Source organism: Paenibacillus sp. sgz302114 (genome assembly GCF_056120345.1).
In genome coordinates this window covers 22,240-48,519 of the sequence record NZ_JBVYOI010000005.1, presented here as the reverse complement: position 1 = coordinate 48,519, position 26,280 = coordinate 22,240, and the positions used below count along the sequence as shown (strand labels likewise).

Here is a 26,280-nt window from a genome sequence, read left to right as displayed (position 1 = left end):
GTGCGTTCACCTAACTTCGGATTGCAGCCGCTCAAGCAGCTTATTCAAACCTTTCAGAGACATCGCCGTTCCTTCCAAAGCGGTGCCGCCATCCGGGATATAGTGCGTTTCTATCGTAAACAAGCCGTTGTAGCCATCCTCCCGAAGAGCTTGAAAATGCGCTTCATACGGTACAAGGCCCGCTCCAATCGGAACCGCTCGCGGCTTCCCCTCTGCATCGAGCACAACGTCTTTGAGATGCACATGCGCAATTAACTCGCGAACCGCTGCATAGCCTTCCGGGAAGCTCGGCCTGCTACCGTACTGCTCATTGCCCGGATCCCACAATACGCGAAGCGCGGGGGACTGCACGGCAGAGGAGAGACGGGCAACCTCTATGGCAAAGCCGCCATTACAGGATGGTTCATTTTCCAGCATAAGCAGCATACCGCGTTCTTCCGCCAGCTTGGCGGCGCGCGTCAGATGGCTGACGATCTCCGACTCGAACCGTGCAATCGGCTCCTCCTCCCGCCAGAACGAGAAGATTCGGATCCGGTTCGTGCCGAGCCGTTTCCCAAGCTCCATCGCCCGCTGCAGCATGGCAAAATGCTCAGTGACGGACCGTTCCGCTTGATTAAACCGGTCCCCCTCGGCAACCTGCCGTGATGCATCAAGCGCGCACTTGAATACAGGAGAAGCGATACAAGAGATGAACAGTCCGCGGCTCTGCGCCTCCGTACGAATGGTGTCCGCTTCCTCATCGCTAAGCGCGAGCACATTGCGATTGTCTACACTGCGCAGCTCGATATGCTTCAGTCCATTCGCCGCCGCAAAATCCAGCGCAGTGATGATGTCGGGTGAGACCTCATCCGTAATAACGCCTAATCTATCGATTATTCGTTCCACAATTCAGCTCCTCTCAGCCAATGTGAGAATGTAGATTCCTGAGTACTCTCTTTCTCACTCTTGGGCGTTAATCCACCACCAACTAACTTCTACCACAAAGCCTACCCATCTTGCCAAACCGTCCGGCCGCCTACGACCGTCTGCTTAACCTGAATCCGTCCGTTCCCATGTCCACTCCCGCTCACGCCACCGTCTTCCTCCACCATGCGAAAAAGCGTCAAGTTCGCCCTCGCTCCCGGCTCCAGACGACCGAGCTCCTGCCATCCCATCGCTTCCGCAGGACGCTTCGTCACCGCGTCGATCGCCTCCGCCAAGCTAACGCCAGCGAGCTTCATCGCATTCTCGATGCCGCACACCAAAGGCTGCGCGGAGCCCGCCAAGATGCGCGGATCGGCTGCCGTCTGCAGCCTTCCGCTCGGCAGCAGCTCCACCTGCTGCCCGATCTCGCTGTCATAGCGGCCCGGGGGCATGCCGCCGAACTTGACGCTGTCGCTCACGAGGATGAACCGCCCCTGCTTCGCCCGGATCATCGCTTTCAGTGCAGCTGCGCCAAGATGATGTCCATCGGCGATAAACATCGCCGTCAGCCCATCGTCCGCCAGCTGCTCCCAAATATAGTTCGGATGCCGCGACAGCACCGGATGCGCCCCATTGCCAAGATGCGTGGACATCGTTGCCCCGGCTGCCACCGCATCCCCCAGCTCTTCCGCCACCGCCATCGTGTGGCCGATGCTAACACGAACGCCAGCATCACGGAGCTGCCGGATGAACGGCATTGCGCCCTCCTTCTCCGGCGCGATGGTACACAGCGCGATCCGCCCGCCTGCCGCCTCCTGCCAAGCGGCGAATTCGGCCCATTCCGGCTCACGAATATGCGCCTTGTCATGCGCACCGCGCGGTCCATCTTCGGCCGATAGATACGGCCCTTCCAGATGGATACCCGGGATCGCCTCGCCAAGCCATTCATCATGCTCGCAAGCGGCATGAATCGCATGCACCGCTTGGCGAATCCGCTCCGCGCTGCCCGTAATGACGGTCGGGCAGAAGCTCGTCACGCCGAGGGCGGACAACGCGTTCGCCACGCCGAGTACATCCTCCGGCGTAGTCGCCTCGCCGTTCAGATCATAGCCGGCGAAGCCGTTCACCTGCAGATCGATCCAGCCCGGAGAGATCCAGCAGAAGCTGTCGCTTTGGCTTTGGCTTTGGCTTTGGCTCTGGCTCTGGCTTTGGCTTTGGCTCTGGCTTTGGCTTTGGCTTTGGCTCTGGCTTTGGCTCTGGCTCTGGCTCTGACTCTCACCTATGCCTTTGCCTATCCCCTCGCCCGCACCCTCACACTCGCTCTTTCCTTCGCTCTCTTCCTCAAACGCTCCCGCGCCCGTCCCCACTCGCTCCCTCTCTGCCACCTCAGCCGCAACTACAGCTACAATGACTCCGTCTTCCGCATCTATATGTACCAGCTCGCCGGTGTCATAGCGCCTTCCCGTCCATCGTCTCCGCATGTTACTCTAAAGCCGCCAATTCCGTACGCGCAGCAGAGGCACGGTCCAGATATAGCGTCCAGTTCGGATGCGTGCGCAGCATCGTCGACGGTACATTCGGCGCAATTTCGCTCGACAACGTCAGCCTTATCGCCTCCGCTTTCACCGCATGGGGCACGCAGGAGAGTATCACCTTGCTTTTCAGAATCTGCCTTACGCTCATCGTAATCGCATGCGTCGGCACATCCTCCAGACCGGCGAACCAGCCTTCTCCGACCTGTTGCCTTTTGCAGGCGTCATCCAGCTCCACCACAATGTACGGCTCTTCTGTATCAAAATCAGCCGGAGGATCATTGAACGCAATATGAGCATTCTCCCCGATGCCAATCATGGCAAGGTCAATCGGCGCTTCGCGAATCGCTTCATTTAACTGAGCAATCGTCGCACGGGGATCGCCTGTGCCGTCGACAAGATGGTACTTACCGAGCTCCACCTGCCGAATGAACCGTTCGAGCAAATACGCCTGAAAGCTGGCAGGATGATCGGGCTGAATGCCTGCATATTCATCAAGATGAAACATCTCAACCTTGCTCCATTCCAGCTTCTGGCCAACAAAAGCTTTGAAGAATTCAAACTGGGACGAGCCCGTAGACAGCAGCAGCCTCGCTTTTCCTTGGCGATTAATCGCCTCTTGCAGAACCGACGCTGCGTGCGCCGCCGCTTGCTCTCCTAGCAGCTGTGCATTTTCCAGTACTTGAACGTCCACACCAATCCCCCGCCTCATCAAAGTTTTATCAGCTCGGCTATACGGACCGGCCGCCCTTCCCGAATCGATCGATTCGCCGCAAAGCCGATTGCGCATGACAGCGCTCCATCCCGGCTCGTCGCCTGCCTGCCACCATCATCCTCGCCGCCGATAAGCAGCGCACGAAGCAACCGCTCGTCGCCCCCTCCATGTCCGCCGCTCTCTTCCGCCAGCGGAGCATCAACAACCAGCCCATGCCGACCGAACAACCTAATCATTTTTCCCGTGTCCGTGCCCTTCCCCGAGTCCGATTCCGTACCAGCACTCATACCTCCGACATCACTTTCCGTATACACCGCTTCCAACCGTCCGGCAGTGCCTGTTATCACCATGCGGAAGCCTTCGTACGGAGCATAAGCCGTCAAGGAATAGCTCATCATTGCTCCTCTAGCATAGCGGGCGGTCAAGCTAACGGTATCCTCAATGTCGATTTCATCCGCAAACACGCATGCGTCGCGGTAGTACTGATCCACATCCTCGCAATCCGAATAGAGCAGCCGGTAATTCCCTTTCCTGATGTCGATGTAAAACTCACAGCTCGACGCATGCTCACAACCGCTACAGCGAACGCCTCTCTCTCGCCGAGTCGGTCCATAAAACCTCGTCGCACCGAAAGCCTGCACTTCAACCGGCTCATCCCCCAGCACCCAATTCACAATGTCGAAGTGGTGCGTTGACTTATGGACGAGCAATCCGCCGGAATTCTGCTTCTGTCGATGCCATCTCCGAAAATAATCCGCGCCGTGCTTCGTATCCAGAAACCATTCGAAATGCACATGCGTAATGTGGCCAAGCATCTTCTCGCCAGCCAGTTCCTTCAACCGCCCCATAAAAGGCATGTACCGCAAGTTGAACGTCACCGTCACCTGTTTGCCTGTTAGGCGCTCCGCCTCCAGAATTCGCTCGCACTTGTCCTCATCAATCGTCAGCGGCTTCTCCGTAATGACGTCGCAGCCAGCGAGCAGCGCCGCCACGATATACGTGTGATGCGTGCTATCAATTGACGTCACGATAACGACATCGGGCTTCGCCTGATCCAGCATCACCGCATAATCCTCATAGACCGGAACATCTCCGCCGATTCTCGCCTGCAGCAATGCCGCCCGCTTCGCATTCGTATCGAACACGCCGACGATTGTTGCCGTATCCGCATAATCCCGGCTCATCGGCACCGCATACATATAAGTGCCCCGATTGCCCGCGCCTACAAAAGCATACTTTTTCACTTCCGGCCCCTTCCCCTCTAGAAAAAGTCCGTCATATACGATATCCGCCGCGGTATTGCCTGCTCCCAAGCTGCTGCTGCCTCCGCCGATCCTTCGAGATGCCCGTGATCCGCAAGCTGCGAAGGCCGCCGGCATCCGATCAAGATCGCCCCTAAGGTTTGGATGCTGCAACTGATCGCCCCGCCGGCACTCGCTTCCCCCGCAAGAAGTGCAGCTTCCGCTCTCCCATCCGCGCCGACTGTAATTTCCCACAAGCCGTTATTCCACTCGGCATGCTCGTCTGCAAGATTCACATGCAGCACGCTTCCTGAGGCAGCCTCTGCAAACCGGTACTGCTTCACGAATGCCGCCACATCGACGATACGGAACATGAAATTCGAATGCAGCTCATGCTGAAGCTTAGGCTCAGCCATCCCGAACAGAAACGGTTCATCGGCAGGAGCCGTAAACTTCAGCCTTGAAATGATCGAGTCGTGGTTCCGTATGAACTGCCACAAGCCGTTCCGGCTTTCCTGATCGAGGTAGACAAGTTCATGCATATTCATATGCCGGTCCTTGATGTCATACAGCATATACCCTGTCGGCTCGCCGCTGCCCGCCGCATAATAAACCGCCAAGCTGCCCAGCTTGCGCCGAAAAACATGGTTCAGCCACCAATCCTCGTCCCGCCGCAGCATCCCGTTATACCTTTTGGCATACTTGTCGTAGACTGCGCCTGCCTCTATCCAGCCCTCCGCCCGAAGGCGCTTCACGGCACCAGGCGCAGCTGGATATTTCGGCGCGGCGCTAACCTCAAGCGTGTACAAGCTCTGCACGGAAAAATATTCCCAGCCATACTTGCGGTAGAATCCGTACGCGAATGGGTTCAGCATGGAAACGGCCTGCCCGCTCTCTCGCATCTCCGCAAGACTTCTGACGAGCAACTTGCCCACCATGCCCTGCCTGCGCAGCTCCGGGTAAGAAGACACAGTGGCGATGCCGCCCATTGCGACTTCCTCCCCTTGCACGTAGATGGCAAGCGGCAGAATTTCCAGCTGCGCAGCGAGAAGCCCGTCGACGTAATAGCCGAGATATTGCTCCATTTTCAACTTGGGAAGACGCTGCTCAATGTCACTCTCGGAGAAACGGATAGCGAAGGCTGCCTGAGTTAGTTCGAGCGATTGCCGTATTTCCTCTTGCCTGATCGTTCTAATCATGTGACTCCCCCTTATGACTCCACTATAGCGAATCGCCGCTGTGCCTGATACACGCAGTATTTGATATGGTTCATTTTATTTGCATTACCCAAAAAAACAGTGAAGTTATGAAAATAAGACCATTGTTCTGATGCCCGCTATTCTATAAACTTAATGTAAACAGGCTTGAAAACATACCAAGATGAAAGGGTTGTTTTCATGAATCGAATTGCATCGCTGCTTGCGTTCCCGATTGCCCGTATTAAGTCACCTTCCCTCTTCATCTGGCTCCTGATCAGCTACATCACAATTGTGACGCTGCTTGTCTCTTTCATTCTGTATTCCGTCTTCTTCTATCGAGGCCACATCAAAGAAGAAGTCATTACCTACAACAACCTCAACTTGAAAAATACGATCGACAGCTACGAAGGCAAAATCAGCCTCATCGAAAATTCCATCCTCTCCTTCTCAATGAACGACAAGATCGCTGCGCTCGACAAGCCGAACTTCGATTACGCGGCAGGCAGCAAGCTTATTGATGAACTCCAAATGTACCTCTCCAATCAATCGCTTTACCTCGAGAATATGATCATCTACTTCCAGAAGAGCAACGTCACCATTGAGAAATCCCGAGGCGCCGACGCAGACGTCATGTTCCAGCGCTATTACAACAGCAAAGACTACTCCTACGAGTTCTGGAAATCACAATTCGATAATCTCTATGTCACCCGAATACTGCCCGCTTCTACCTTTTCCGAGTATGAATATTTGAACAAAAAAGTAAGCACTCAGCTCATTCCAATCGTCATCAAAAACCAAACGAATCCTTCCGTCCTCATCATCGCTCTCGCGGATGCCCGAAAGATGTACCAAGCGTTCCACCAATCCATCACGAACGATTTCTATATCTTGGATGATGTGCAGCGGCCTTACTTCTCGAGCGGCGGCGCGGACGGGACATTCCCTGCCTTTGATCGCAGCTCCAGCTTTGTGAAACACGGGAACAATTATTATTTCTATAAGAAGGGCGAGACGAGCAGGCTCACCTACGTCAACGTCATTCCGGACGACACCATCTCGCAGATGAAATGGAATATTAACTTTGTCCTGCTGCTCGCGCTCGCAGTTGTCATCAGCATACTGGCCGCCTTCCTGTTCAGCCTGCAGTTTAACCGTCCGGTCAAGCAGCTCGTACAAGCGATTCAGCAGCTAACGACCGGCTTCCCTTGGCAGAAGCATAGCAGCATTAAGGAATTCGCCATCATTCAAGATAAGGTTCGCCATCTGCTCGATTCCAATTTCGATATCACTCAGAACCTCGAAGAGAAGAACTCACTGCTGCGCCATTTTGCCTATATCAATCAACTGAGGAACATTCGCAACAATGCGAGCTATCTGAAGGATTTGATCAAGAGCAACCAACCGTACCGGGTTGTGTTGTTCAAGCTGACTTTCCGGCCGCAGCTGCTCGAGGAAATATCCGATGACGAGGAGCGCGCAACCTTATTCATTAGGGCGTATCTTGATAAAATCTTAACGGAGAAGTATCCAGATTCGCTCACCCTCCAGCTCGAGAGCGATCAGCTGCTGTCTGTCATTTACTCCGGCGACGCTGAACTGAATTTGGATGAAACGCTCGAAGGGTTCAAAAATGTGCTCGAGCTTGACCAAGCGTATTGCTTCTCGACGATGGCGGTAAGCACTCGCTATGAGCAGCAGGCAGACTTCAAGGTGTCGTTCGAGCAAGTGAAATCGCTGCTGCAGCACCGCAAATTTGGCAGCGCTAACCAAGTGTTATGGGAGTCCGCGGATTCCAAACTGGCAAATTATTATTTGATGCATGCGCAGGAAGAAGAGCTGAATGCGAGCCTGGCCAGCGGCAATGAAGGGCAGATCGTTCAGTTCGTGAAACGGGAGCTTGCGGCATTGCGGAAGAAAGAAGCAGGCGATCATGAGGTGCGGAGCTTTGTGAGCTGCATTGTAGACCGAGCCAAACGTGCGTTCATCGTTAGCCAGCTTGATACCGAACTGCTGCAAACGATGCAAACCCGCCTCGCGCACTGCCATACGTTCGAGGAATTGGAGCTCGTGTTCGAAGAATGGCTGCCGCGTCTGACGGAACTGATCAAGAGCAAGAAAGAGAAGAAGGATCATATAACGAGCTTCGTGTTCGATTATCTGGAGCAGCACTATGCCCACGACATTACGCTCGATATGATGGCCGACAAGCTGAACATTACACGCAGCTATCTGTCGACGTATTTCAGAGAAAAGACGGGTACATACTTCGTCGACTACGTGAATTTGATCCGGGTAAGCCGGGCGAAGGAGCTGCTATCCCGTTCCGACGTCAAAATCGGAGACGCCGCCGCCCGAGTCGGCTACCAGAATATTAATTCGTTTAATCGGATGTTTAAGAAGTTTACAGGCGTGACGCCGAGCGAATTCCGCAAGGTGGAGCGGGCTTGACGCTAGCGGCTGGCGGTTGCCGGGCGGCTGGCGGTGCTAGGCAGTGCAGCTGGCGGAGCGAGCTATTAAGAGCTCTCTCCCGGCGTGGGCTCTCCCTCTAACGAACTCAGGAGGCGTTATTCGAGCACATTTGGCGGGTTTGATATTCTAACGAACTCAGGTCACGTTATTCCGCGAATTTGCGCCATTTTGGTGGCATATTGGGGGCAATAGCGTGACTCCAGTTCGTTAGCCGATAAAACGAGCCGAAATCGGTTAAATAAGCGCTATACGATTCGTTAGCTCGAAGTGGGCAACTGGATAGAACGTGTAATTCCAGCTAGCGATTGAGCGAACAGATTATCGCGGATGCACGCTAGGCAAGAGCAGCCGGACATCATACGAGCGGACAATAAATTGTTTGCCCTATCTTGCGCGCTAGCGGTTCAGCGGCGAAATTGACGAATACGTCGATTTCGCCGCTTTGTTGTTATGACCCTCCAATCGGGTCAACCGGTCTCTTCATCGGATCGAGCCAGCTCTCGACGGCGACGACTCTGAGCTCGGCTTGCAGCGTCTGGAGCAAATCGGGAATGTCGAAGGCAAGCAGCAGCCCTGGGACGATGATGCCTGCATCGAACGTGTGCTGATCAGCTTCCGCGAACGCTCGGAAGCTGGCAAGCAGCCCGTCAACACGCAGGCTGTGTATGCTGCTGCCGCTGCTTAGCACGGCGGCGTAGAGGGCAGTGAGGGCATGCTCCTCCTGCCCGTACAATGTCACTTCCGCCCGTTCGCAGCCGGGCGTCTGCTTCAAAGAGCCGATGGCGGCGAGCGCATCCGTCACTCGCATGCCTTGCAGCGACTGGCCGAGCAGCCTGGCATTATAGCCGCTCGCCAGCACCGGCTCAAACATGCCGAACGTGCAGCCCGGCTCCATTGCTGCCGGCCCAGTTCCACGCGGGTGAATGATGAGCACAGCATCATAGCCGGAGCTTCTCGCCCGTTCAAGCTCTGCTTCCTTCATGCCGCCAATGGCAAGCCAAATCCGCCTCGAAACGTCAGCTTCAGACGAGCTCCAGCGGTGAAAGACCCCCGTAATGATCATGCCGTCCTCGGATTCGAACGAAATGCCGCCATTCCTGTCCGGCTCTAGCGCCGAGTAGTTCCGCTCGCCGTCATGCCCTAACTGCAGCAGTCCTAACAACTGCTCCTTTACCTCTGCACCGTTCTGCTCCGGCTGCTGCTGCTGCTGCTGCTTTGCAGACAAGCTCCGTACTCTCTCCCGAACTACTTCAAGCAACGAACCAGCTGCATCGCCGTCATCTGCCGAGAAGCACCGCAGCTCTGACTCCGAAGGCAGACGATCATAATCTACCGCCTCTCCCGAGTCCCATTCAACCCCAAACGTACGGCAGAAGAACAGCAGCACCTGCTCCCGCATTTCCTTCCAGAAGCCATGCCCTTTCATGACCACATGAAGCTCCAATTGCTCTTCCGCGTCAAGCAGCCGGTACAGCTTCTTCGCTTCAATGAATGCATCGCGCACGCCGTCAATTGGGAAGAAATCAAACATCGCAGCGCCGATATGATAAGGCTTCGGAGCAGCCGCCGTCACCAGATCGCTGTGATCGAGCCCGCGAGCCATGAAGCCGGGCAAGCACTGCTCCGCATCCTGCGCCATAAGTCGGTACAGCATCGACCGCAGCCCGGTAATATAGCAGCATGGCGCAACCGCTTTTATCCGGTCGTCATATGCGCCCATATAAGCCGACATCGTGCCCCCGCCGGAATTGCCGGTCACTCCGACGCGCGCAGCGTCTACCTCAGGTCTTGCCAGCAAATACGTTAGCGCAGCAATGTTGTCCTGCATCATATAAGCACCGAGATGCTCGCCAAGCAGACTCAGCTTCTGGTCGAGGAAGCAGTGCGCCGCTACCGGGTCCAGCCAAGCTACATTGCCTTCGCTGCCTTCTCCGCCTCCACTTCCTTCATTACCTTCGCTGCCTACACCGACTTTTCTGCTCTCTCCGTCCACCACTTCCCTTACTCTACGCTCTCCCTGTCCAACCGGGTCAAACGTCAGCACGCAGAAGCCTTTCATCACCGCTTCGACGCAGAACGAAACATACGTCACATGCGCCTTGCCATCATTCGAGTGTCCGCACAGCAAGAGCAGCGCTGGCAGCAATTCATCGCCCCCGCTGCGTTCCTTCGGATAATAGAAGCTCCCGGTCGCATAGATACCCGGCATCGTCTCGATGCATACCTTATCGATCAAATAGCTTCCAAAGTCCAAAGCCCCCGTCACATAAGCGCTCGCACTTCCAGCCGGCAGCGGGCCAACCGACGCCCGAAATGCCTCGCGAGCCTGCGCTTGATAAGCCAGCGCCGACGCCTTATCATTCACCTGACGAAGCGCCGTCTTACGCTTGACCAAATATTCCGCATTCCGCTTATCCAAGAACCTCCGGAATGGATGCTGGTGAAACCGTTCGATATCGGGGTAATCCTCGATATAGGACAGTTCCCTTCTCCGATTCGCTTGTTCTTCTTGCAAGGAGTAATTGCGCATAGAATCTCCTTTCGTCTTGATATAAACTAGTAACGAGAATGGAAATGGAAGGGAGAACAACTTGATGCTCAGCAATCTCAAGCTCATTCTATTCGACTTGGATGATACTCTATTACATTTTGACGACTATTGGGAAATTAGTGTGAAGGAAGTTTTCAGCCATCATTTTTTCACTAAAGAGATGAATGTGAACGAATTATACGATGTCTTCGAACAGGTTAATCAAGCAATGGTTGAGAAACTGGACAGCGGCCAAATGACGTTAGACGAATACCGCACAGCGCGTTTCATCCGTTCCATGGAGCAACTTGGGAGAATTGCGGATGAAGAGCTGGCATCCAGCTTTGAGAGCCTATACCAATCCATGAGTAAGAAGAATATGAAACCAGATGCGGGAACGATCCAGCTCATCACTGAGCTTAGCAGCCACTATCAACTAGGGATTCTGACAAATGGAAGCAAAGATTGGCAGCTTGCCAAGCTGCATGCAATCGAGCTCATTGACGTCATACCGCCAGAGTATGTTTTCATATCCGGAGCAATTGGCCACGAGAAACCTAGTCCACGGATCTATCAGCATGTGCTCGAGGCGACATCTTTATCGCCGGATCAGGTGCTCGTCGTCGGTGACTCATGGATGAATGATATCGCAGGTCCAATCAGCCAAGGATTGAACGCGATTTGGTTGAATCGCAAAAACAAGCAACTCCCCGAAGCCCCGCTGCCTCTAGCGGTTATTAGCGAATTAGAAGAGCTGCGTGCGATCCTGCTACCGCAGAGGTTATAAGATAAAGAAGGAGAGAGTCGCATTCGCCTCTCTCCCCCTCCTTACTCCCTATTTCCATTCACCCTCGATACCATCTTGATCCAGCAGCTGATTAACCTGGTCGATAATATCCTGGCCGCCTTTGCTCAGGTACTCTTGGACCATCTTATCCCAATCCTCGATTGATTCCTGACCAACGATCATCTTGGTCGTGTGCTCAGCAACCGTCTGGTCGAGCTCGGATACTTTCGCATACAGCAAGTCGGAGTGAACACGGTTAACCGGATCCAGATACGTCTTCGTGTTCTTCAGCAGATCGACCGCCGACTGTACGAAGCCTTTCGTGAACGGATCCTGAAGCACCATTGCCGGCTGTGTATCTTCATCCGTAGGCGCCCAGTAACGAATACCCAGGTACGTTTGAGGCATTTCGCTGAACGCGCCGTCGATATCGATCGCAACGCCGTTCTCCATCGTATAACCTTTGCCTACGCCGCCATTTTGCCAGTCAAACTCCGGATTTTGATCGTTGCGTTGATCGACTGGAACGAACGTCATGAAGTAGTTGATCATTTCCAGAACACGATTGATTTTGTCCGGATCATCCTTCAAATTCGCGTTCAAGCTGTGCAACTCATAATAGCCCGGCAGGCCTGTGAAGCCTTGCTGTCCGTCGTCCTGCACGAACGGAGGAATGACTGCGAGCTCCGCCGTTGGATTCGTTTCTTTCAGCTGCTTGAAGCGCGTTTCGGAAATATCATACGGCTGCTCGTAGTAGATGCCGATCTTGCCAGCGAAGAAATCTTTGCGAGCGTCCGCCGACTTCGTAACCGCCCAGTCTTTGCTGACAGCACCTTCTTTGTACAAGTCGCGCAGCAGTGTAACCTGCTTCTTGAAGCCTTCGGAGATATTGCCCGGAATGAGCTGGCCCTTGTCATTCTTGTTATACCAGCCGCTGTCCCACTCCGCTCCCATCCATGCGCCATACACGATTGACTTCGCTAGGCCAAGACCAAGCGTATCGTTCTTGCCGTTCTTGTCCGGATCGTCCTTCGCGAAGGCGATCGCTACCTTCTTCAGCTCGTCGTAGGTCGTCGGCATCGTTAAGCCGAGATTGTCGAGCCAGTCTTTGCGGATGATCGGCTTCTTGCCGTATTTGGCAGGGAAGTAGTTCGGAATGGCGTAGATTTTGCCGTCAACCGTGACCGCATCCCATACGCTCTTCGGAATGTTCTTGATTGCATCATACTTGTCGATGTAGTCGTTCAGCGGGAGGAACGCGCCTTGCTTCGCCCACTTCACGAAGTTGGCATCGACGCCTTCCATGCCGATCATATCCGGCAAATCGCCGGCCGCCATAACGACTGGAAGCTTATTCGCATATTCGTCATACGGCACGAACTGCGATTTCAGATCAACGTTAAACTTTTCATTGATCATTTTCGCGCCATTGCCGTTCGGGTCTGGAAGTGGACTTGCCCATGTGCCTTGAATGCTGGAAATTTCGAGCTTCTTGTCTGTCGTCGTTGCCGCTTCATTATCTGTCTTCGTATTCGAAGTCGTATTTGTTTTCGTATCTGTCTGATTCGTAGCCGTGTTGCTGGAGTCGGTCGTCGCCGTAGAGTTCGTGCTTGCAGTATTGTTCTCGGAATTGTTGTTTGAGCCCCCGCAGCCGGCAAGCCCTGTTACGAGACTTAGCGCTGCGAACAGTGTAACGATTTGCTTCGTTTTCATGTTTAGCCCCTCCCTATTGTCCACCCTAATGGTTGCCGAATCTGGACGCGATTACAATGCTGCTTTTTAACCCTTTACCGATCCCAGCATCACCCCCTTGGCAAAATGTTTTTGCAGAAACGGATACACAATCAGAATTGGAATTGTCGCCAAAATAATAGCAGCCATGCCGATCGTCTCCGGTGGAGGCAAATGTGCGCTTCTCGCAGCTTCGCGAGCGGCGCTGGCAAGGGTATTGGTCGTATCGTCGAGAATGACGATTTGCCGCAAAATAACCTGCACCGTCCATTTTGACGGATCATTCAAATAGAGAATGGCTGTGAAATACGTGTTCCACTGCCCGACCGCATAGAAGAGGCCGAAAGCGGCAAGCGCAGGCTTGGAGAGCGGAAGAATGATTCGCGTGTAGATTTGCAGATCATTCGCGCCGTCGATAACGGCTGCTTCGTGCAGCTCTTCGGGAATGCTCAGGAAGAACTGCCGCATGACGATTAAGTTGAAGGCGCTGATCGCATCCGGAATGATGAGCGACCAGTAGGAATCGATGAGGCCCGTTGCTTTGACGATCAGATAGGTTGGAATCATGCCAGCGCCGAAGATGAAGGTGAACAAGACGAGGAAGAGATAGAATCGCTGTCCCCACAGCTTGCGAATGAGCGCGAAGGCCATGGTGGAAGTAAGCAGCAGGCTCACGATCGAGCCGACAACGGTAATGAATACGGTGACGCCGATGGAGCGAATAAACTCCTTCGAGTCGAAGATGAACCGGTATGCGTCGAGCACCCAAACCTTCGGGAACAGGAGAAAGTCGGTATTCACGAACTCTTCATAGGAAGAGAAGGAGACCGCGGTAATGTAATAGAACGGAAACAGCATCACAAGCGACAGCAGCACGAGCAGAAACAGGTTGATTGCGTCGGTGATCCGATCCGATACAGTGCGTTTTATCGGCATAGCTCGCTTAGCTCCTCCCTGATTAGAATACGCCTTCTTCGCCGAACTTCTTTGCAAACCGGTTCACCGAGGCGATGAGCACCAAGCCGACAAGTCCTTTGAACAAGCCGACAGCCGTTCCGAAGCTGAAGTCCGACTGCTGGATCCCTTTGAAATATACGAAGGTGTCGAGCACATTGCCGACGTCCATCGTGAACGGGTTCAGCATGAGGAAGATTTGCGTAAAGCCGGAATCAAGCACGCTGCCAAGCCGTAGAATCAATAGAATAATAATGGTGCCCCGAATGGCAGGGAGAGTAATATGCCACATTTGGCGCCAGCGGCTCGCACCGTCCACAATCGCTGCTTCATAGAGGGTCGGATTAACACCAGCAAGCGCCGCAAGGAAGATGATCGTTCCCCAGCCCGCTTCCTTCCAGATCACTTCGAGCACAATGAGCGGCATGAACCAGCCCGGCTGCTGAAGAAACTGAATGGATTCCATCCCGAAGGCAAGGCTCAGCCCTTTGTTAACGATCCCCTCCGTCTTCAGGAAAATCGTCACAATACCGATGACCACGACCCAAGAGAGAAAATGAGGCAAATAGACGACGGATTGAATGAGCCGCTTCACTCGCTGATTTTTCACTTCATTGAGCATAAGCGCGAGAATAATTGGTATGGGGAATGCAAAAGCGATTTGCAGCAAGGAGAGCCATAGCGTGTTCCCGATGACTCTAATGACTTCCGCATCCTCGAAGATGCGGGCAAAATGCTTAAACCCTACCCAGTCACTGTGCAAGAAGCCTCTGAACGGGCTGTAATCCTCGAAAGCGATAATGTTGCCAAGCATCGGGACGTAGCGGAACCAGATGAAGAACACAAGGCCCGGAAGCAGAAGCAGAAATCCGTATCGCTCCCGGTATAATCGTGCGGCAAGCGATCTGGTCGGCGCTTTCGTCTTGACGTTAACCGTCTTGCTGGCTTCCATCGATGTTGGTGTTGTGACAGCCATACAGCTCCCCTCCTTTGCCTATAGACTCTGGATAAAGCGAATAAAATGCGACAGCGCGATTTCCGGTTCTTCTATTGAAGGAATCCAGCGTTTCTCCCACTCGAAGGATAGCCAGCCTTCATAACCTCTATCAGCTAGCAGTTGAATACATTCCTTAATCGGCACGTCGCCTTCACCGCACAGCGTAGTCTGTCCATGCATGTCCGCACCGCGAGTGTCCTTGATATGCGTGTGCTTAATATAGCGTCCTAATCTTTCATAGGTTAGTTCAAGCGGCTCGCCTTCTCCGTACTTATATGGATTGTTTATGTCCCAGAGGACGCCGAATGCTCTGCTGCGGGTCTGCTCAATTACAGCAAGCAAAGCGCGGGAATCGGAGAAATCGCCATGCGTCTCCATTAGGACGGTGACGCCGGTATCTTCGGCATAGCGGCTTACCGCTTGTATGCCCCGTGCCACCTGCGCAATCGTCTCTTCGCGAGCGATCTCGGCCGGAATCGCATCCCCGAACACCCGAATATAAGGAACGCCGAGCTTTACCGCGAGGTCGACCGCTGCCTTCCCTTCCTCAATAGAAGCTTCAAACTTCGCGAGATCGTGGAAGACGCAGGAGGTATCGAGACTAATAATTTCGAGACCGTGCTCCTTCAGCTGCTGCATGGACTTTTCGATGTTCTGTTGCAGAAACGGTGTACACCGGTGAACCATCATCTCATTTTCAATGCCGCGTATTTCGATGCCGTCATACCCAAGTGCGGAAGCTTCTCGCAAAATCTGCTCCCAGCTCCAGGTCGGGCATGCCAGTGTGGAAAATGCTACTTTCATCAGGCTCGCCTCCATTTTCACTCTTGCCATCGCCCCTTGCCTCTTGCTGATTCAAATGTACTGGATACGGTAAGAGAATGAAATTGGACCATTTTTCACTCGTTCATCTATTTATCGCTGTCCGTTAAATTCGTGAAGAACTGAAAAAACTGACCATACCTGTACGGTAAATTCGTGAACCATACGTAATTGCTACAATTTCACTTTGCCTCGCGAAGGCGCACAATGGCAGTAGCGGTTAAATCAAAGGAGATGATCCGATTGGCGCTGGCGGTTTGGGCTGTGAATGATGGCGAGAAGATACTGAAGGAAGATCTGGCGAATCCGAATAAAATGGAAAACAGCATCTGGGATGGCAGCACCATTCGGCTGTTCGGTGCAAGGAACGAGACGGTCGCGTTCCAAGTCATCGTCGAGGCTGGAGATGCGGAAGCAAGCTCGCTCTATGTGGAGATGTCCGGGCTTGTCCATGACGAGCATGAGAATTGCCGCATTGAAAATGACGCAGCCTTTAGCGGAGACGGGGCATGTAATGTCGGCTTGCGGATTGAGGTGTTTACGCAGCATTACTTATACGTCTCTCCCGATCTCAGCACGGCGCCTCAATGGTTCTATGCAGAGTCCGCGCCTCCACTCCACCGATCCGGCTGGATACCGGATGCGCTTATTCCTGCCAATGCGAAGCCTCGTCTTGGCGGTCAACCTGTTCGAGTAGCGGCTCGGGCCAATCAAGGGTTCTGGATCGATATTTATATTCCGCGAGATGCCGCGCTGAAGGAGGGCATTTATCGGGGGACGGTTACAGTTCGAGATGGTGATGAGGGGGCGGTGGTGCAGGTAGTGCCGGTTGAACTGCAGCTTTATGATTTTGCGCTGCCGGACGAGAATCACTCGGTCACTTTCGTCTACGCGAACGACGTGTCGGAGTACTACCCTGAGGTTCCTGACATTCGGGATCGGTTTCGCCGGATGGCGCATCGCCATCGTTTCGATCTCGTCGGCTCCGATGTTCACGGCCGGAAGTTCAATGCCGAGGCGCTGGAGCAGTATGCGCCTTACTTGAACGGCTCCTTCTTTACGAAGGAGAACGGCTATGAAGGACCGGGTGAGCATGTCGGTGAAGGCGTGTTTCCAATCGGCATGTATGGCGCTAAAGTGCTCGGAACCGAACCGGAGGAGATGCAGCGCGAAGCGGACAAGTGGGTCGAGTACTTCGAGGCGCTGAAGTGGCCGGGTTCCTACTTCTGCTATCTGATCGACGAGCCGCTCCCGGCAAAATATGAATGGATTGACGAGCAGGCCGCAATTGTGCATCATTCGGCCGGCGCTGGAAAACGGCTGCCGTTGCTAACGACGCGGCGCTATACGCCGGAGATCGAGGATGCGATCGATATCTGGTGCGCGCATAAGATCGATCCGGAATCTATGGCGTATTGCCGGGCGAGCAGTGACAAGCTGTGGTTCTATAACGGATACCGACCTTATCACGGTTCGTTGATATTGGAAGCGGAAGCGGTCGATATGCGTGTGAACTCGTGGCTGCGGTATCGTTATGCCATTGAAGGGTACTTCGTCTGGCACGGCACGCATTGGCGGCACAACCATCAAGGTCCTCGGGGACGCTGGAACCAGAATGTTTATAGCTACGCGGTTACGTTCATGTATGTCGCGAAGGATGAAGCTGCCTATTACGGCGACGACGGCGTTCACTTCGGCAACGGCGACGGTCTCTTGTTCTATCCCGGCCGGGAGCCGTTCTTCCGCGAGCAGGATCGCGGGGTTGACGGACCAATCAGCTCGATCCGGATGAAAAATTTGCGGCGCGGCATCCAGGATTATGAGTATTTGTGGTTGGCGGCACAGCGCGGTTTTGCCGCGGAGGCGGACGCGATTGCTCGCGAAACGGTGCCTAGCGGCATGCACGAAACGGTCGTAGGAGGGGAAGCGTCTTGGTCATCCTGCGGCAGCAAGTGGGATGAGTACCGGAGACGTGCGGCGGAGCTGATTGCAGCGGTTTCGGTAAATGCTGGGGACCGCCAATAAATCGCGATCGTATAGATGGAGTATCGGAACTTTGACACGGAAACGGAGGCTGCGGTAAACATGATGTCGAATTCAGCGCAATCTGGCAGCAAGGTGATCGTCATCGGAGAGTTGAATGTCGATTTGATTTTTGCAGATTCGAACATCGCGCCGGAGCCGAACCGCGAGAAGCTCGTCCGGGATTTCCGACTTGCTCTCGGCTCGTCTTCCGCGATTGCGGCGGCGGGCTTAGCCGGACTCGGGCTTGATGTAGTTTTCGTCTCCATCGTCGGGGATGACGAGTTCGGGCACTTCTGCCTGAAGGAGCTAGCGCGGTTAGGCGTCGATGTCACTCATGTTGCGGTGGATTGCTCGGTACGTACTGGCGTTACGCTATCGCTGACCGATGGAAGTGACCGCTCGCTGCTTACCTATATGGGCTCGATTGGTGCGGTCACACCTGCGGTGATTCCGATGGAGCTGTTCAGGGAGGCGTCGCATGTGCATTTCGGCTCTTACTTCCTGCAAGACGCAATGCGGCCGCATTGGCTCGAAGTGTTCCAGCTGGCGAAGGCTTGCGGGTTGACTACATCGTTCGATGCCGGCTGGGACCCGGCGGAGAATTGGGATCGGGAACGGCTAACGGCTCTGCTCGCGTACACGGATTGGTTCATTCCGAGCGAGAAGGAAGCGCTGCAGGTGTTTGAGGTGGGAGCCGTTGATGAGCTGCCGGGGCGGCTGCCAGCGGAACGCGGAGCGGTGGTTGTGAAATGCGGCAGCGCTGGGGCGGTTGGTATCTTCGCGGATGGGCGAGTTGAGTACGGGGAGCCGTTCACGGTGGTTCCGGTCGATACGACCGGGGCCGGCGACTCGTTCAACGCCGGCTTCATCGCTGCGAAGCTGCGAGGCGAGCCGGATCGCGAGGCGCTTGAATACGCCAACGCTTGCGGCGCGCTCTCGACGCTTGCCATCGGCGGGGCTGGCACGGTGACTTTGGATGCGTTGGCGCGGTTTTGGCCGGAGGGGCGGCGGCTGGCATGAGTGGCGCGAGTGATAGGAGTGACATGAGTGGGAGAGCATCGGACGGGATGGTCGTCTGCGTTTCATTGAACACTGCTATTGATAAGCGGCTGATTATTCCGGGATTACAGCTTGGCGCGGTCAACCGCGCCGTTCACGTCGATGCAACCGCTGGAGGCAAAGGGTTGAATGTGGCTCGAGTGGCGCAGTCGCTCGGCGCAGATGTGCTTGCCGTCGGTTTTGCTGGCGGCAGCAACGGGGATTGGATTAGAGGGAAGCTCGATTCGATCAGCCTTCCTCATCAGATGGTGCCGATTGCGCAGGAGAGCCGGATCTGTCTCAATATGATTGACGAGACTGACGGCAGTTCCACCGAAGTGCTTGAGCCAGGACCGGAAATCTCGGCTGCGGAGAAGGAACAGTTCCTTGTATTGTGGCAGAAGCTTTGTGTGCCAGGGCGATGGCTGACGCTGTCCGGCAGCTTGCCTCGCGGGCTTGGCAATGACTTCTACGCGCAGCTTGTTGCTAAGGCGCGCGAAGCTGGGGCATTTGTCGTGCTGGACACGAGCGGCCAGCCGCTGAAGCTCGGTGCTGCAAGCGGTCCGCATACGATGAAGCCAAATGAGGAGGAGTTTCGGCAGTGGTGCGGCGCAGACCCGCACGATTATGCGGCAGTGCGGCGAGCGGCAGCAGAGCTTGGCAGCTATGGCGTGCAGACGTTGCTTGTGTCATTGGGGCGTGATGGCTGCCTCGCGGCTAAGCCGAACGGCAGCTTGTGGCTCGCGGTCCCCCCGGCAGTAGACGCCGTCAACGCAGTTGGCAGCGGCGACTCCTTTGTCGCCGGTTGGACCGTCGCATGCTCGCGCGGTCTGGACGTCCCGGATGCGCTGCGCTGCGCGGTCGCCGCGGGCACCGTCAACGCGATGTCCCCGGGCACCGGCGAAGTGAACCGGGAAGCGGCGGAGGCGATGGCGTCATGTGTCGTCGTGACCGAACTTTAGTTTTGTTAAAAGGACAACCGGCAATGTGGCTGTCCTTTTGTTTCGTTTGCAGTCTTTGGGCTTTAGCTGGTCTAATGGACCTCTTCGGCGGAAATCCGGCGAATAATGGGAATGTAACTCTGCTGGACTTCATTCGGCGAGATCCGCCGAAATCAATAAAGAGGATCCTGCAAGGATCCCCTCCCTCTATTCCTGCTCCTCCTCCCGCTCCCGCTCCTGCTCCTGCTCTTATACCTACTCCCGCACTTGCCAATCCAAAATCACGCCGCACGCGCGGTTCTTATGGTGAAGCAGCAGCTCATACGCCCGCTTCGCTTCCGAGCTCGGCAGTCGGTGCGTAATGAACGGCTCGACGCAGAGCGCACCGCTCTGAATCATCCCGAGCACCTCCTGGTAAAGCTCGCCCGAGGTCGGCAGTCCTTCGACTCCCTTCAGCGAAGCATGCGCCCCGGTCATGCTGACGCCTTTGCGATGAATGAGCTCGTACACGTTCAGCGTCACGAGTCCTCGCGTCGAACCGAGCAGGATCGCTTGACCGAGCTGCCGACACAGCTCCAGCGCCGTAATAACCAGCTCCGGCACGCCGCTCGCTTCAACAACAATGTCCGGGTCTTTACCGCCCGCGATGCGATGAACATCTTCCCGAAGCGCCGCCGTCCCACCATCGCCGCCAGAGAGCACAACATGCGTAACGCCTGTCTGCTTGGCCAGCTCCAGCCGCTCCGGCACGACGTCGATGCCGATTGGAATGGCGCCGCGCTGCGCGAACAACTGTGCGGCTAAGTTGCCGACGAGCCCCATGCCGAGGACGGCGACATAATCGCCCTGCTTCACACGGGATAAGAGCACCGACGTCATCGAAATTTCGGCGATTCGTCCGAACAGCGCAAGCTCCGGCCTCAAGCCGTCTGGCAGCCGGACAACCAAATCATCTGCAGCCTCAAGTACCTCATGGCTCGCATGATGCCCCGCCGTGAAGACAAGGTCGCCGCGCGTAAACCCGCTGCCCGCTCCCGCTTCCACCACTTCACCTACCGTCGAGTACCCCGGATGGAACGGGAACTTCGCGAACCGGTTGGACGGATTCGGCAAATCAATATGCGTGCCCGTATATAAGGCCAGCTCAGTTCCCGGACTGATCAAGCTGTACTGCGTCTCAACCAGAACGTCACGCTCGCCCAATTGCGACGGCTCAGGCCACCCGCTCTCTTCATAGTGAACCGAATAAGGACCGGGAAACCGCAGTTTCGTTATACGACGCATCGTCATCTCCCCAATCCACCTCCTTCTCGCACTGGGCTGCATACGCAACCGCGCCAATTAACCCCGCTGAGTCGCCGAGCGCCGCCCTCAGCACAACCGGCTTTTTCGAATTCACGTACCGGCTGTTGATTTTCTCCCGGACCGGACCGAGCAAGAGCTCACCGGCCTCCGCAACGCCGCCGCCAATAATAACCGCATCCGGATTAAGCAGGCATACGGCTGTCAGCAGCTTTGAAGCAAGCACTTCCCCAACATGACGAAAAATCTCCCGCGAAGCACCGTCTCCCGCGCTGGCCGCCTGATAAACATCAAATGCACTCGGCCTGCGCCCTAGCAAACCGAGCGACGTTCCGCCTTCCCCAAGCGAAGCTACCGCTTCAGCAGCTAGCCTCGAAATTCCGGTCGCCGACACGATACTTTCCACACAGCCGCGCTCGCCGCACACACATAACGCCGATTCCCCAGCAACCGGATCATGCCCAATCTCCCCGGCAAAATAATCCCCGCCCCGCACAATCCGCCCATCCACAAAGGTAGCTGCCGCAATTCCCGTGCCGACGGTCAAGCACAGCACATTCCGGTAGCCTCGCCCCGCACCTGCCAGCACTTCACCAAGTCCGTAGATCCGTACATCATTGTCGATGTGAACGGGGACGCCAAGCCTGCTGCTCATCTGCTCCGCGAAAGGTACGCCGAACCATCCCATATTCGAGGCTGCCTCCGCCCTGCCGCGAACCGGATCTACCCGGCCGGGCACCCCCATGCCGCAAAGCGCAAGACCATCCTTGCAATCAACCTCCTTGGCAAGCCGCTCGATCTCCGCTTGCAGCAGGTCGAAGAAGACCGCCGGATGATCCGTCTTCTCCGGCAGATGCGGCAATAGAGTCGGCACAGAGCGTTTGCCAAGCAACCGCCGCGAACGGTCAAAGATACCGATTACCGTATTCGTACCGCCAATATCGACTCCGACATAAGCTTGCTTAAACGCGGGTAGCAGCTCACTCATCCGAATCCCTCCGATAGACGGTTGTGCCGCGAACGACGGTCTGCTGTACATTCAGATCGGCATCCAGCAGCACAAAATCCGCATCTTTTCCAGCTTCAAGCGATCCTTTGGCAGCGGATACCCCGATTTGTCTAGCGGGCACAAGTGTAAACGACGGCAGCACCTGCGCAAGCGATAGACCAGTAAAAGAAATCGCATTTCGAAGCGCTTGACCCATGGTGAGCGCGCTGCCTGCAAGGCTGGAACCGTCTTTCAGATAGATTTGACCGTCATGCATCGTCACATTGCCGTATTCTCCATCCGGAAGTCCGGCACAGGTTACCGCGTCGGTAATCATGCACACTTTGCTCGGCCCTTTAACATCAAACAACAGCTTCACCACCGCCGGATGAACATGAATGCCGTCACAGATCAGCTCACAGGTCAGCTCATTCAGTGTCAGACCGGCGCCAGCGAGTCCTGGCTCCCGATGATGAAGCGGGCTCATTCCGTTAAAATGATGCGTCGTATGCCGTAGTCCTGCGCGCACCGCCTCGCGAACCTGCTCATAAGTAGCGTTGGAATGTCCAGCAGACACCGTGATTCCGAGTCCCGCCAGCTGACGGACAGCCTCCATACCTCCGCTCACTTCAGGAGCTAGAGTCACCAATCGAATCTGCTGCCGCGCTGCCTCTATAATCAGCTCAATCTCCTGCACCGATGGCTTTCGGATATCGTCAACGCTTTGCGCCCCGCGCCGCAGCACATCGAGATACGGCCCTTCGAGGTGAATGCCAATCAGCTGCGCTCCGCCGAGCCCGCCGCCAAGAGCAACCGAAGACGCAGCATCAAGCGCATGCAAAATCCGCTCTAGCGGAGCCGTAGTCGTCGTTGCAAGAAACGATGTCGTGCCATGCTTCGCATGAAATCGGCTGATGCCATCCAAGTGCTCCCGATCCCCAGCCATCACGCTAAAGCCGTTGCCGCCGTGAATATGGACGTCGATGAAGCCGGGCACGAGCAGCTGCCCGCTTGCATCATGGGTTGGCACATCAGCGGGAACCGTCAGCTCCGCGCCGCCAACTGCCGCAATTCGGCCGTTCTCATCAACCAAAAGCCGACCGCCTTCAATGATCCCTTCCGGCGTATAGATCGCTGCGTTTGCGTAACATGCTGCCTTTGCACTCGCCATCGTCATCGCTCACTCCATCTCCCTCATGAGTCGCTTATTCGAAATTCAGCAGCCTCGCATAACGCTCTTGAGCGAACCGAACGAGCCCGGCGACCTGGCGCTCGTAACGAAGCTCGCCTTCCGCAGCGGTAGCCGCCGAATACGGCCGTTCGCCGCCAACGCCAAGATGCTCGCGGTCATGCCCCTCATTCGCTGCCATGTTGACTCTATCGCCATGCAGATACAGCATCATGCTCGTCTCGATTGCTGCGGCGTGATCGCTGGCGCGAAGCGGATCGCCTTGCCCCATCAGCAAATAATCCATGGAGAAGCAGACCGGCTCCCCGCCGTCATCACGTTTGCAGCGATAGCATACTTCGTCGATGATATTCTGCTGGATGGACGGATTGTGCCCGGAGATCAGCACGACAAGCCGGAAACCCCGGCTCAAGTAATTGCGACAAACGTTCTCGAGCAGCGCTGCGAACAGCTGCGTATCGATGGAATAGAACGAGCCTGGAAGCGCGTAGCCTGCCGTCGCGTCCATGCCGTAACCGATGCCGAAGCCCGCATCCCAATAAGCATCCGCTGCAAAATGTATCGCAGGCATCACGACGCCGCCGGTCTGCTTCGCCGCTGCCAAGCATAGCTGCTCGGCCTTCAAAGAATCGACGCCGAGCGGGTTATGCCGGCCATGCCACTCCAGCGTGCCAACCGGCTGGTACGCAACCGGGAACTGCTCCTGAATCGCCAGCAGCTCGCCCGGTCGCAAGTAGAGCGCACGCACCTCCGCAGGTATCGGTTCAAGCGGAACCTCACTCTTCACCTTAGCTGCATCGTAATGCTTCCTCATCGCCGTTCCCTCCATCGTTACTCAAGTGTTTACCTTTGGCGTTAACCTTCCTAGCATTTGCCTCTATCCAAAGCTAAACATGCTCCATGTACCTACTCTTAATCCGTTCAAGCGACTCCTCGCCGCTTAGCTCCCATATCGCCTTGTTGAAAATCTCCACTTCAATCGGGCCCGCATAACCAGCCGCCTCGACAGCTTTCCGGATACGCCGCAGCTCGATGACGCCATCCCCCATCATGCCGCGTCCCATCAAGAGATCAGGCGTCGGGACGATCCAGTCCGACACATGGTAGCCGACAATTCTTCCGGCAGCTCTAGCAATTTGTTCATATAGAGAAGGGTCCCACCAGACGTGGAATACATCAACGACAACCCCGACCTGCTCTGGCCGGTACCGCTCCGCGATATCATTCGCCTGCGAGAGAAGGTTAATGACCGAGCGCTCCGCCGCATACATCGGATGAAGCGGCTCGATGCCGAGCCGGATGCCGTGCGACTCCGCGAACGGAACAAGCTCGGCGATGCCTTCATCCACCATAAGCCGCGCTTCGGCAATGTCTTTGCCTGCGGGCGGACCGCAGACGAGGACAAGCACATCCGTGCCGAGCTCCGCCGCTTCCTCCACTGCGCGGCGGTTATCGTCCATCCGCTGCCGCCGCTCCCCGGGCGTCGCCGCCGGGAACATGCCGCCTCGGCATAAGCTCGATACGCGCAAACCGGAATCGCGGATCAACCGCCTCGCTCCAGCCAAGCTCGGCATTTGCGCCAGCTTGTGACGCCACAGCGCAATCCATGGGACATCTGCGCGAAGGCAAGCCTCCACCGCTTCGGGCAGAGACAGCCGATCCGTCGTAATCTGGTTCAAGCTGAGCCTGCTAAGGTCTGTTAGCTGCTGCATGTGAACCCTCACCCCCTCTTATTGTTCAATGCCTGCGAGTGCCAGCACCCGCTTCATCCGGCGCGCCGCAAGCTCCGGCTGAACAAGCAGTCCAGCCCGATCTGCCAGCTGAAACAGCTCGGATAGATGCACGATGGACCGCGCTCCTTCGGCTGCGCCAAGCATGCGGAAGTGATTTTGGTGCCCGTTGAGATAAGCCATGAATACGATACCCGTCTTATACGCATAGGTTGGACGCTGAAAAATATGCCGAGACAACGGGACGGTCGGCGCGAACAAAGCTTGATACCCCGCCACGTCGCCTTCATCAAGAGCGTGAATCGCCGCAGCAGCAACAGGAGCAATTGCGTCGAAGATACCGAGCAGCGCATCGCTGTAGCCGTATTCATCGCCGAAAATCAGATCGGGATAATTGAAGTCATCGCCCGTATACATTCGCACGCCGCGCGGAAGCTTGCGGCGCATCTGCACTTCTTTGTCCGCATCGAGGAGAGAAATCTTGATGCCATCGACTTTATCCCGATTCGCCTCGATAATGCGGAGACATACTGACATCCCCGTAGCGGTATCGCTTGAGCCCCAATAACCGGCTAGAGCGGGATCGAACATATCGCCGAGCCAGTGCAGAATGACCGGCCGCGATACTTGGCGCAGAATCGTCCCATACACTCGCTCGTAATCCTCCGGCGATTTCGCGGCTGCAGCCAAAGCGCGGCTCGCCATCAGAATGACTTGCCCGCCGCGGCCCTCGATATATTCGCACTGCTCCTCGTAAGCGCGAATAACTTGCTCGATGGTCACCTGCGGCCCCGGTACCAACTGATCGGTTCCCGCTCCGCAAGCGATGCGCCCTCCTACAGATGCGGCCTCCTTCAGCGACAAGCCGATTAGCTCCTTGGCGCGCACCCAATCGAGCCCCATCCCGCGCTGTGCGGTATCCATCGCTTCTGCGACGGCAAGTCCGAGCGACCATAGATGATGCCGGTACGCCATCGTCGCCTGCCAGTCAACAGCAGCGCCGAGCAGCGGCTCCGCAGAAGCAAGCGGATCACAAACAACATGCGCCGCAGAGAAAGCGATGCGCCCTCTCAGCGGAACGGCGGGAGCTGCAATCGGCGCTCTCCCGCTCAGCGTATAGTCAGCCAATCCCCCTCCGGCGGTAGGCAGCCTCAGCTTATTCACTTGGCTCATCATCGCGTCCACCT

The 26,280-nt window shown here is 55.7% G+C and carries 21 protein-coding genes; 5 read left to right on the top strand and 16 right to left on the bottom strand.

What is annotated here, in order from left to right:
• Positions 1–6: 6 nt before the first annotated feature.
• From AC0LWF_RS14695 to AC0LWF_RS14675, 5 genes are all read right to left on the bottom strand, one after another.
• Complete coding sequence (locus tag AC0LWF_RS14695; protein ID WP_474652292.1) at positions 7–885, bottom strand: sugar phosphate isomerase/epimerase family protein; 879 nt, start codon at positions 883–885, stop codon at positions 7–9.
• A gap of 101 nt (positions 886–986) precedes the next feature.
• Entirely contained in the window at positions 987–2,384 is a 1,398-nt protein-coding gene (locus AC0LWF_RS14690; RefSeq protein ID WP_474652291.1) for an N-acetylglucosamine-6-phosphate deacetylase, read from the bottom strand.
• A 1-nt stretch (position 2,385) separates the two neighbouring features.
• Positions 2,386–3,129: a glucosamine-6-phosphate deaminase gene (locus AC0LWF_RS14685; RefSeq protein WP_474652290.1), complete on the bottom strand. Its 744-nt coding sequence runs from the start codon at positions 3,127–3,129 to the stop codon at positions 2,386–2,388.
• A gap of 17 nt (positions 3,130–3,146) precedes the next feature.
• On the bottom strand, positions 3,147–4,463 hold the full coding sequence (locus AC0LWF_RS14680) for a Gfo/Idh/MocA family protein (RefSeq protein WP_474652289.1): 1,317 nt from the start codon (positions 4,461–4,463) through the stop codon (positions 3,147–3,149).
• On the bottom strand, positions 4,412–5,590 hold the full coding sequence (locus AC0LWF_RS14675) for a GNAT family N-acetyltransferase (protein WP_474652288.1): 1,179 nt from the start codon (positions 5,588–5,590) through the stop codon (positions 4,412–4,414). The genes AC0LWF_RS14680 and AC0LWF_RS14675 overlap by 52 nt, the downstream gene beginning before the upstream one ends.
• Before the next feature lie 198 nt (positions 5,591–5,788).
• Between AC0LWF_RS14675 and AC0LWF_RS14670 the strand changes: the two genes are divergently transcribed.
• On the top strand, positions 5,789–8,038 hold the full coding sequence (locus AC0LWF_RS14670) for a helix-turn-helix domain-containing protein (RefSeq protein WP_474652287.1): 2,250 nt from the start codon (positions 5,789–5,791) through the stop codon (positions 8,036–8,038).
• 469 nt (positions 8,039–8,507) lie between these two features.
• On the opposite strand, the gene AC0LWF_RS14665 is transcribed toward AC0LWF_RS14670, so the two are convergent.
• Positions 8,508–10,589 carry an alpha/beta hydrolase family protein gene (locus tag AC0LWF_RS14665; RefSeq protein ID WP_474652286.1) on the bottom strand — a complete coding sequence of 694 codons (2,082 nt, stop codon included), beginning with the start codon at positions 10,587–10,589 and terminating at the stop codon, positions 8,508–8,510.
• A gap of 64 nt (positions 10,590–10,653) precedes the next feature.
• Here AC0LWF_RS14665 and AC0LWF_RS14660 point away from each other — a divergent pair, with 64 nt between their 5' ends.
• The gene (locus AC0LWF_RS14660) at positions 10,654–11,376 is read left to right on the top strand and encodes an HAD family hydrolase (protein ID WP_474652285.1); all 723 of its coding nucleotides are present in this window, start codon (positions 10,654–10,656) and stop codon (positions 11,374–11,376) included.
• A gap of 48 nt (positions 11,377–11,424) precedes the next feature.
• Here the strand turns inward: AC0LWF_RS14660 and AC0LWF_RS14655 are convergent, their stop codons facing one another.
• The 4 genes from AC0LWF_RS14655 to AC0LWF_RS14640 form a co-directional block, all read right to left on the bottom strand.
• Positions 11,425–13,089 carry an extracellular solute-binding protein gene (locus AC0LWF_RS14655; protein ID WP_474652284.1) on the bottom strand — a complete coding sequence of 555 codons (1,665 nt, stop codon included), beginning with the start codon at positions 13,087–13,089 and terminating at the stop codon, positions 11,425–11,427.
• 66 nt (positions 13,090–13,155) lie between these two features.
• Entirely contained in the window at positions 13,156–14,043 is an 888-nt protein-coding gene (locus tag AC0LWF_RS14650; RefSeq protein WP_090576630.1) for a carbohydrate ABC transporter permease, read from the bottom strand.
• A gap of 22 nt (positions 14,044–14,065) precedes the next feature.
• Positions 14,066–15,037, bottom strand: a complete 972-nt coding sequence (locus AC0LWF_RS14645) for an ABC transporter permease (protein ID WP_474652283.1) — start codon at positions 15,035–15,037, stop codon at positions 14,066–14,068.
• An 18-nt stretch (positions 15,038–15,055) separates the two neighbouring features.
• Positions 15,056–15,892: a sugar phosphate isomerase/epimerase family protein gene (locus AC0LWF_RS14640; RefSeq protein WP_474652282.1), complete on the bottom strand. Its 837-nt coding sequence runs from the start codon at positions 15,890–15,892 to the stop codon at positions 15,056–15,058.
• Between the two features lie 195 nt (positions 15,893–16,087).
• Between AC0LWF_RS14640 and AC0LWF_RS14635 the strand changes: the two genes are divergently transcribed.
• From AC0LWF_RS14635 to AC0LWF_RS14625, 3 genes are read left to right on the top strand one after another with little or no spacing between them, the layout of a single operon-like run.
• Complete coding sequence (locus tag AC0LWF_RS14635) at positions 16,088–17,905, top strand: DUF4091 domain-containing protein (RefSeq protein WP_474652281.1); 1,818 nt, start codon at positions 16,088–16,090, stop codon at positions 17,903–17,905.
• Between the two features lie 60 nt (positions 17,906–17,965).
• A complete protein-coding gene (locus AC0LWF_RS14630; RefSeq protein WP_474652280.1) occupies positions 17,966–18,925 on the top strand; it encodes a carbohydrate kinase family protein in 960 nt (319 codons plus the stop codon).
• Positions 18,926–18,948: 23 nt separating this feature from the next.
• Positions 18,949–19,905, top strand: a complete 957-nt coding sequence (locus tag AC0LWF_RS14625; RefSeq protein ID WP_474652279.1) for a 1-phosphofructokinase family hexose kinase — start codon at positions 18,949–18,951, stop codon at positions 19,903–19,905.
• A gap of 234 nt (positions 19,906–20,139) precedes the next feature.
• Here AC0LWF_RS14625 and AC0LWF_RS14620 read toward each other — a convergent pair whose 3' ends face one another.
• The 6 genes from AC0LWF_RS14620 to AC0LWF_RS14595 all read right to left on the bottom strand — a co-directional run bounded on the left by AC0LWF_RS14620 (position 20,140) and on the right by AC0LWF_RS14595 (position 26,269).
• Positions 20,140–21,174 carry a zinc-dependent alcohol dehydrogenase gene (locus tag AC0LWF_RS14620; protein ID WP_474652278.1) on the bottom strand — a complete coding sequence of 345 codons (1,035 nt, stop codon included), beginning with the start codon at positions 21,172–21,174 and terminating at the stop codon, positions 20,140–20,142.
• Positions 21,116–22,174 (bottom strand): ROK family protein, encoded by a 1,059-nt coding sequence (locus AC0LWF_RS14615; protein WP_474652277.1) that lies wholly within the window; start codon positions 22,172–22,174, stop codon positions 21,116–21,118. The genes AC0LWF_RS14620 and AC0LWF_RS14615 overlap by 59 nt, the downstream gene beginning before the upstream one ends.
• Complete coding sequence (gene nagA / locus AC0LWF_RS14610) at positions 22,167–23,351, bottom strand: N-acetylglucosamine-6-phosphate deacetylase (protein WP_474652276.1); 1,185 nt, start codon at positions 23,349–23,351, stop codon at positions 22,167–22,169. The genes AC0LWF_RS14615 and nagA overlap by 8 nt, the downstream gene beginning before the upstream one ends.
• A gap of 28 nt (positions 23,352–23,379) precedes the next feature.
• Complete coding sequence (locus tag AC0LWF_RS14605) at positions 23,380–24,177, bottom strand: creatininase family protein (protein WP_474652275.1); 798 nt, start codon at positions 24,175–24,177, stop codon at positions 23,380–23,382.
• 73 nt (positions 24,178–24,250) lie between these two features.
• Positions 24,251–25,075 (bottom strand): sugar phosphate isomerase/epimerase family protein, encoded by an 825-nt coding sequence (locus AC0LWF_RS14600; RefSeq protein WP_474652274.1) that lies wholly within the window; start codon positions 25,073–25,075, stop codon positions 24,251–24,253.
• An 18-nt stretch (positions 25,076–25,093) separates the two neighbouring features.
• A complete protein-coding gene (locus AC0LWF_RS14595; protein WP_474652273.1) occupies positions 25,094–26,269 on the bottom strand; it encodes a dihydrodipicolinate synthase family protein in 1,176 nt (391 codons plus the stop codon).
• Between the last annotated feature and the right edge of the window lie 11 nt (positions 26,270–26,280).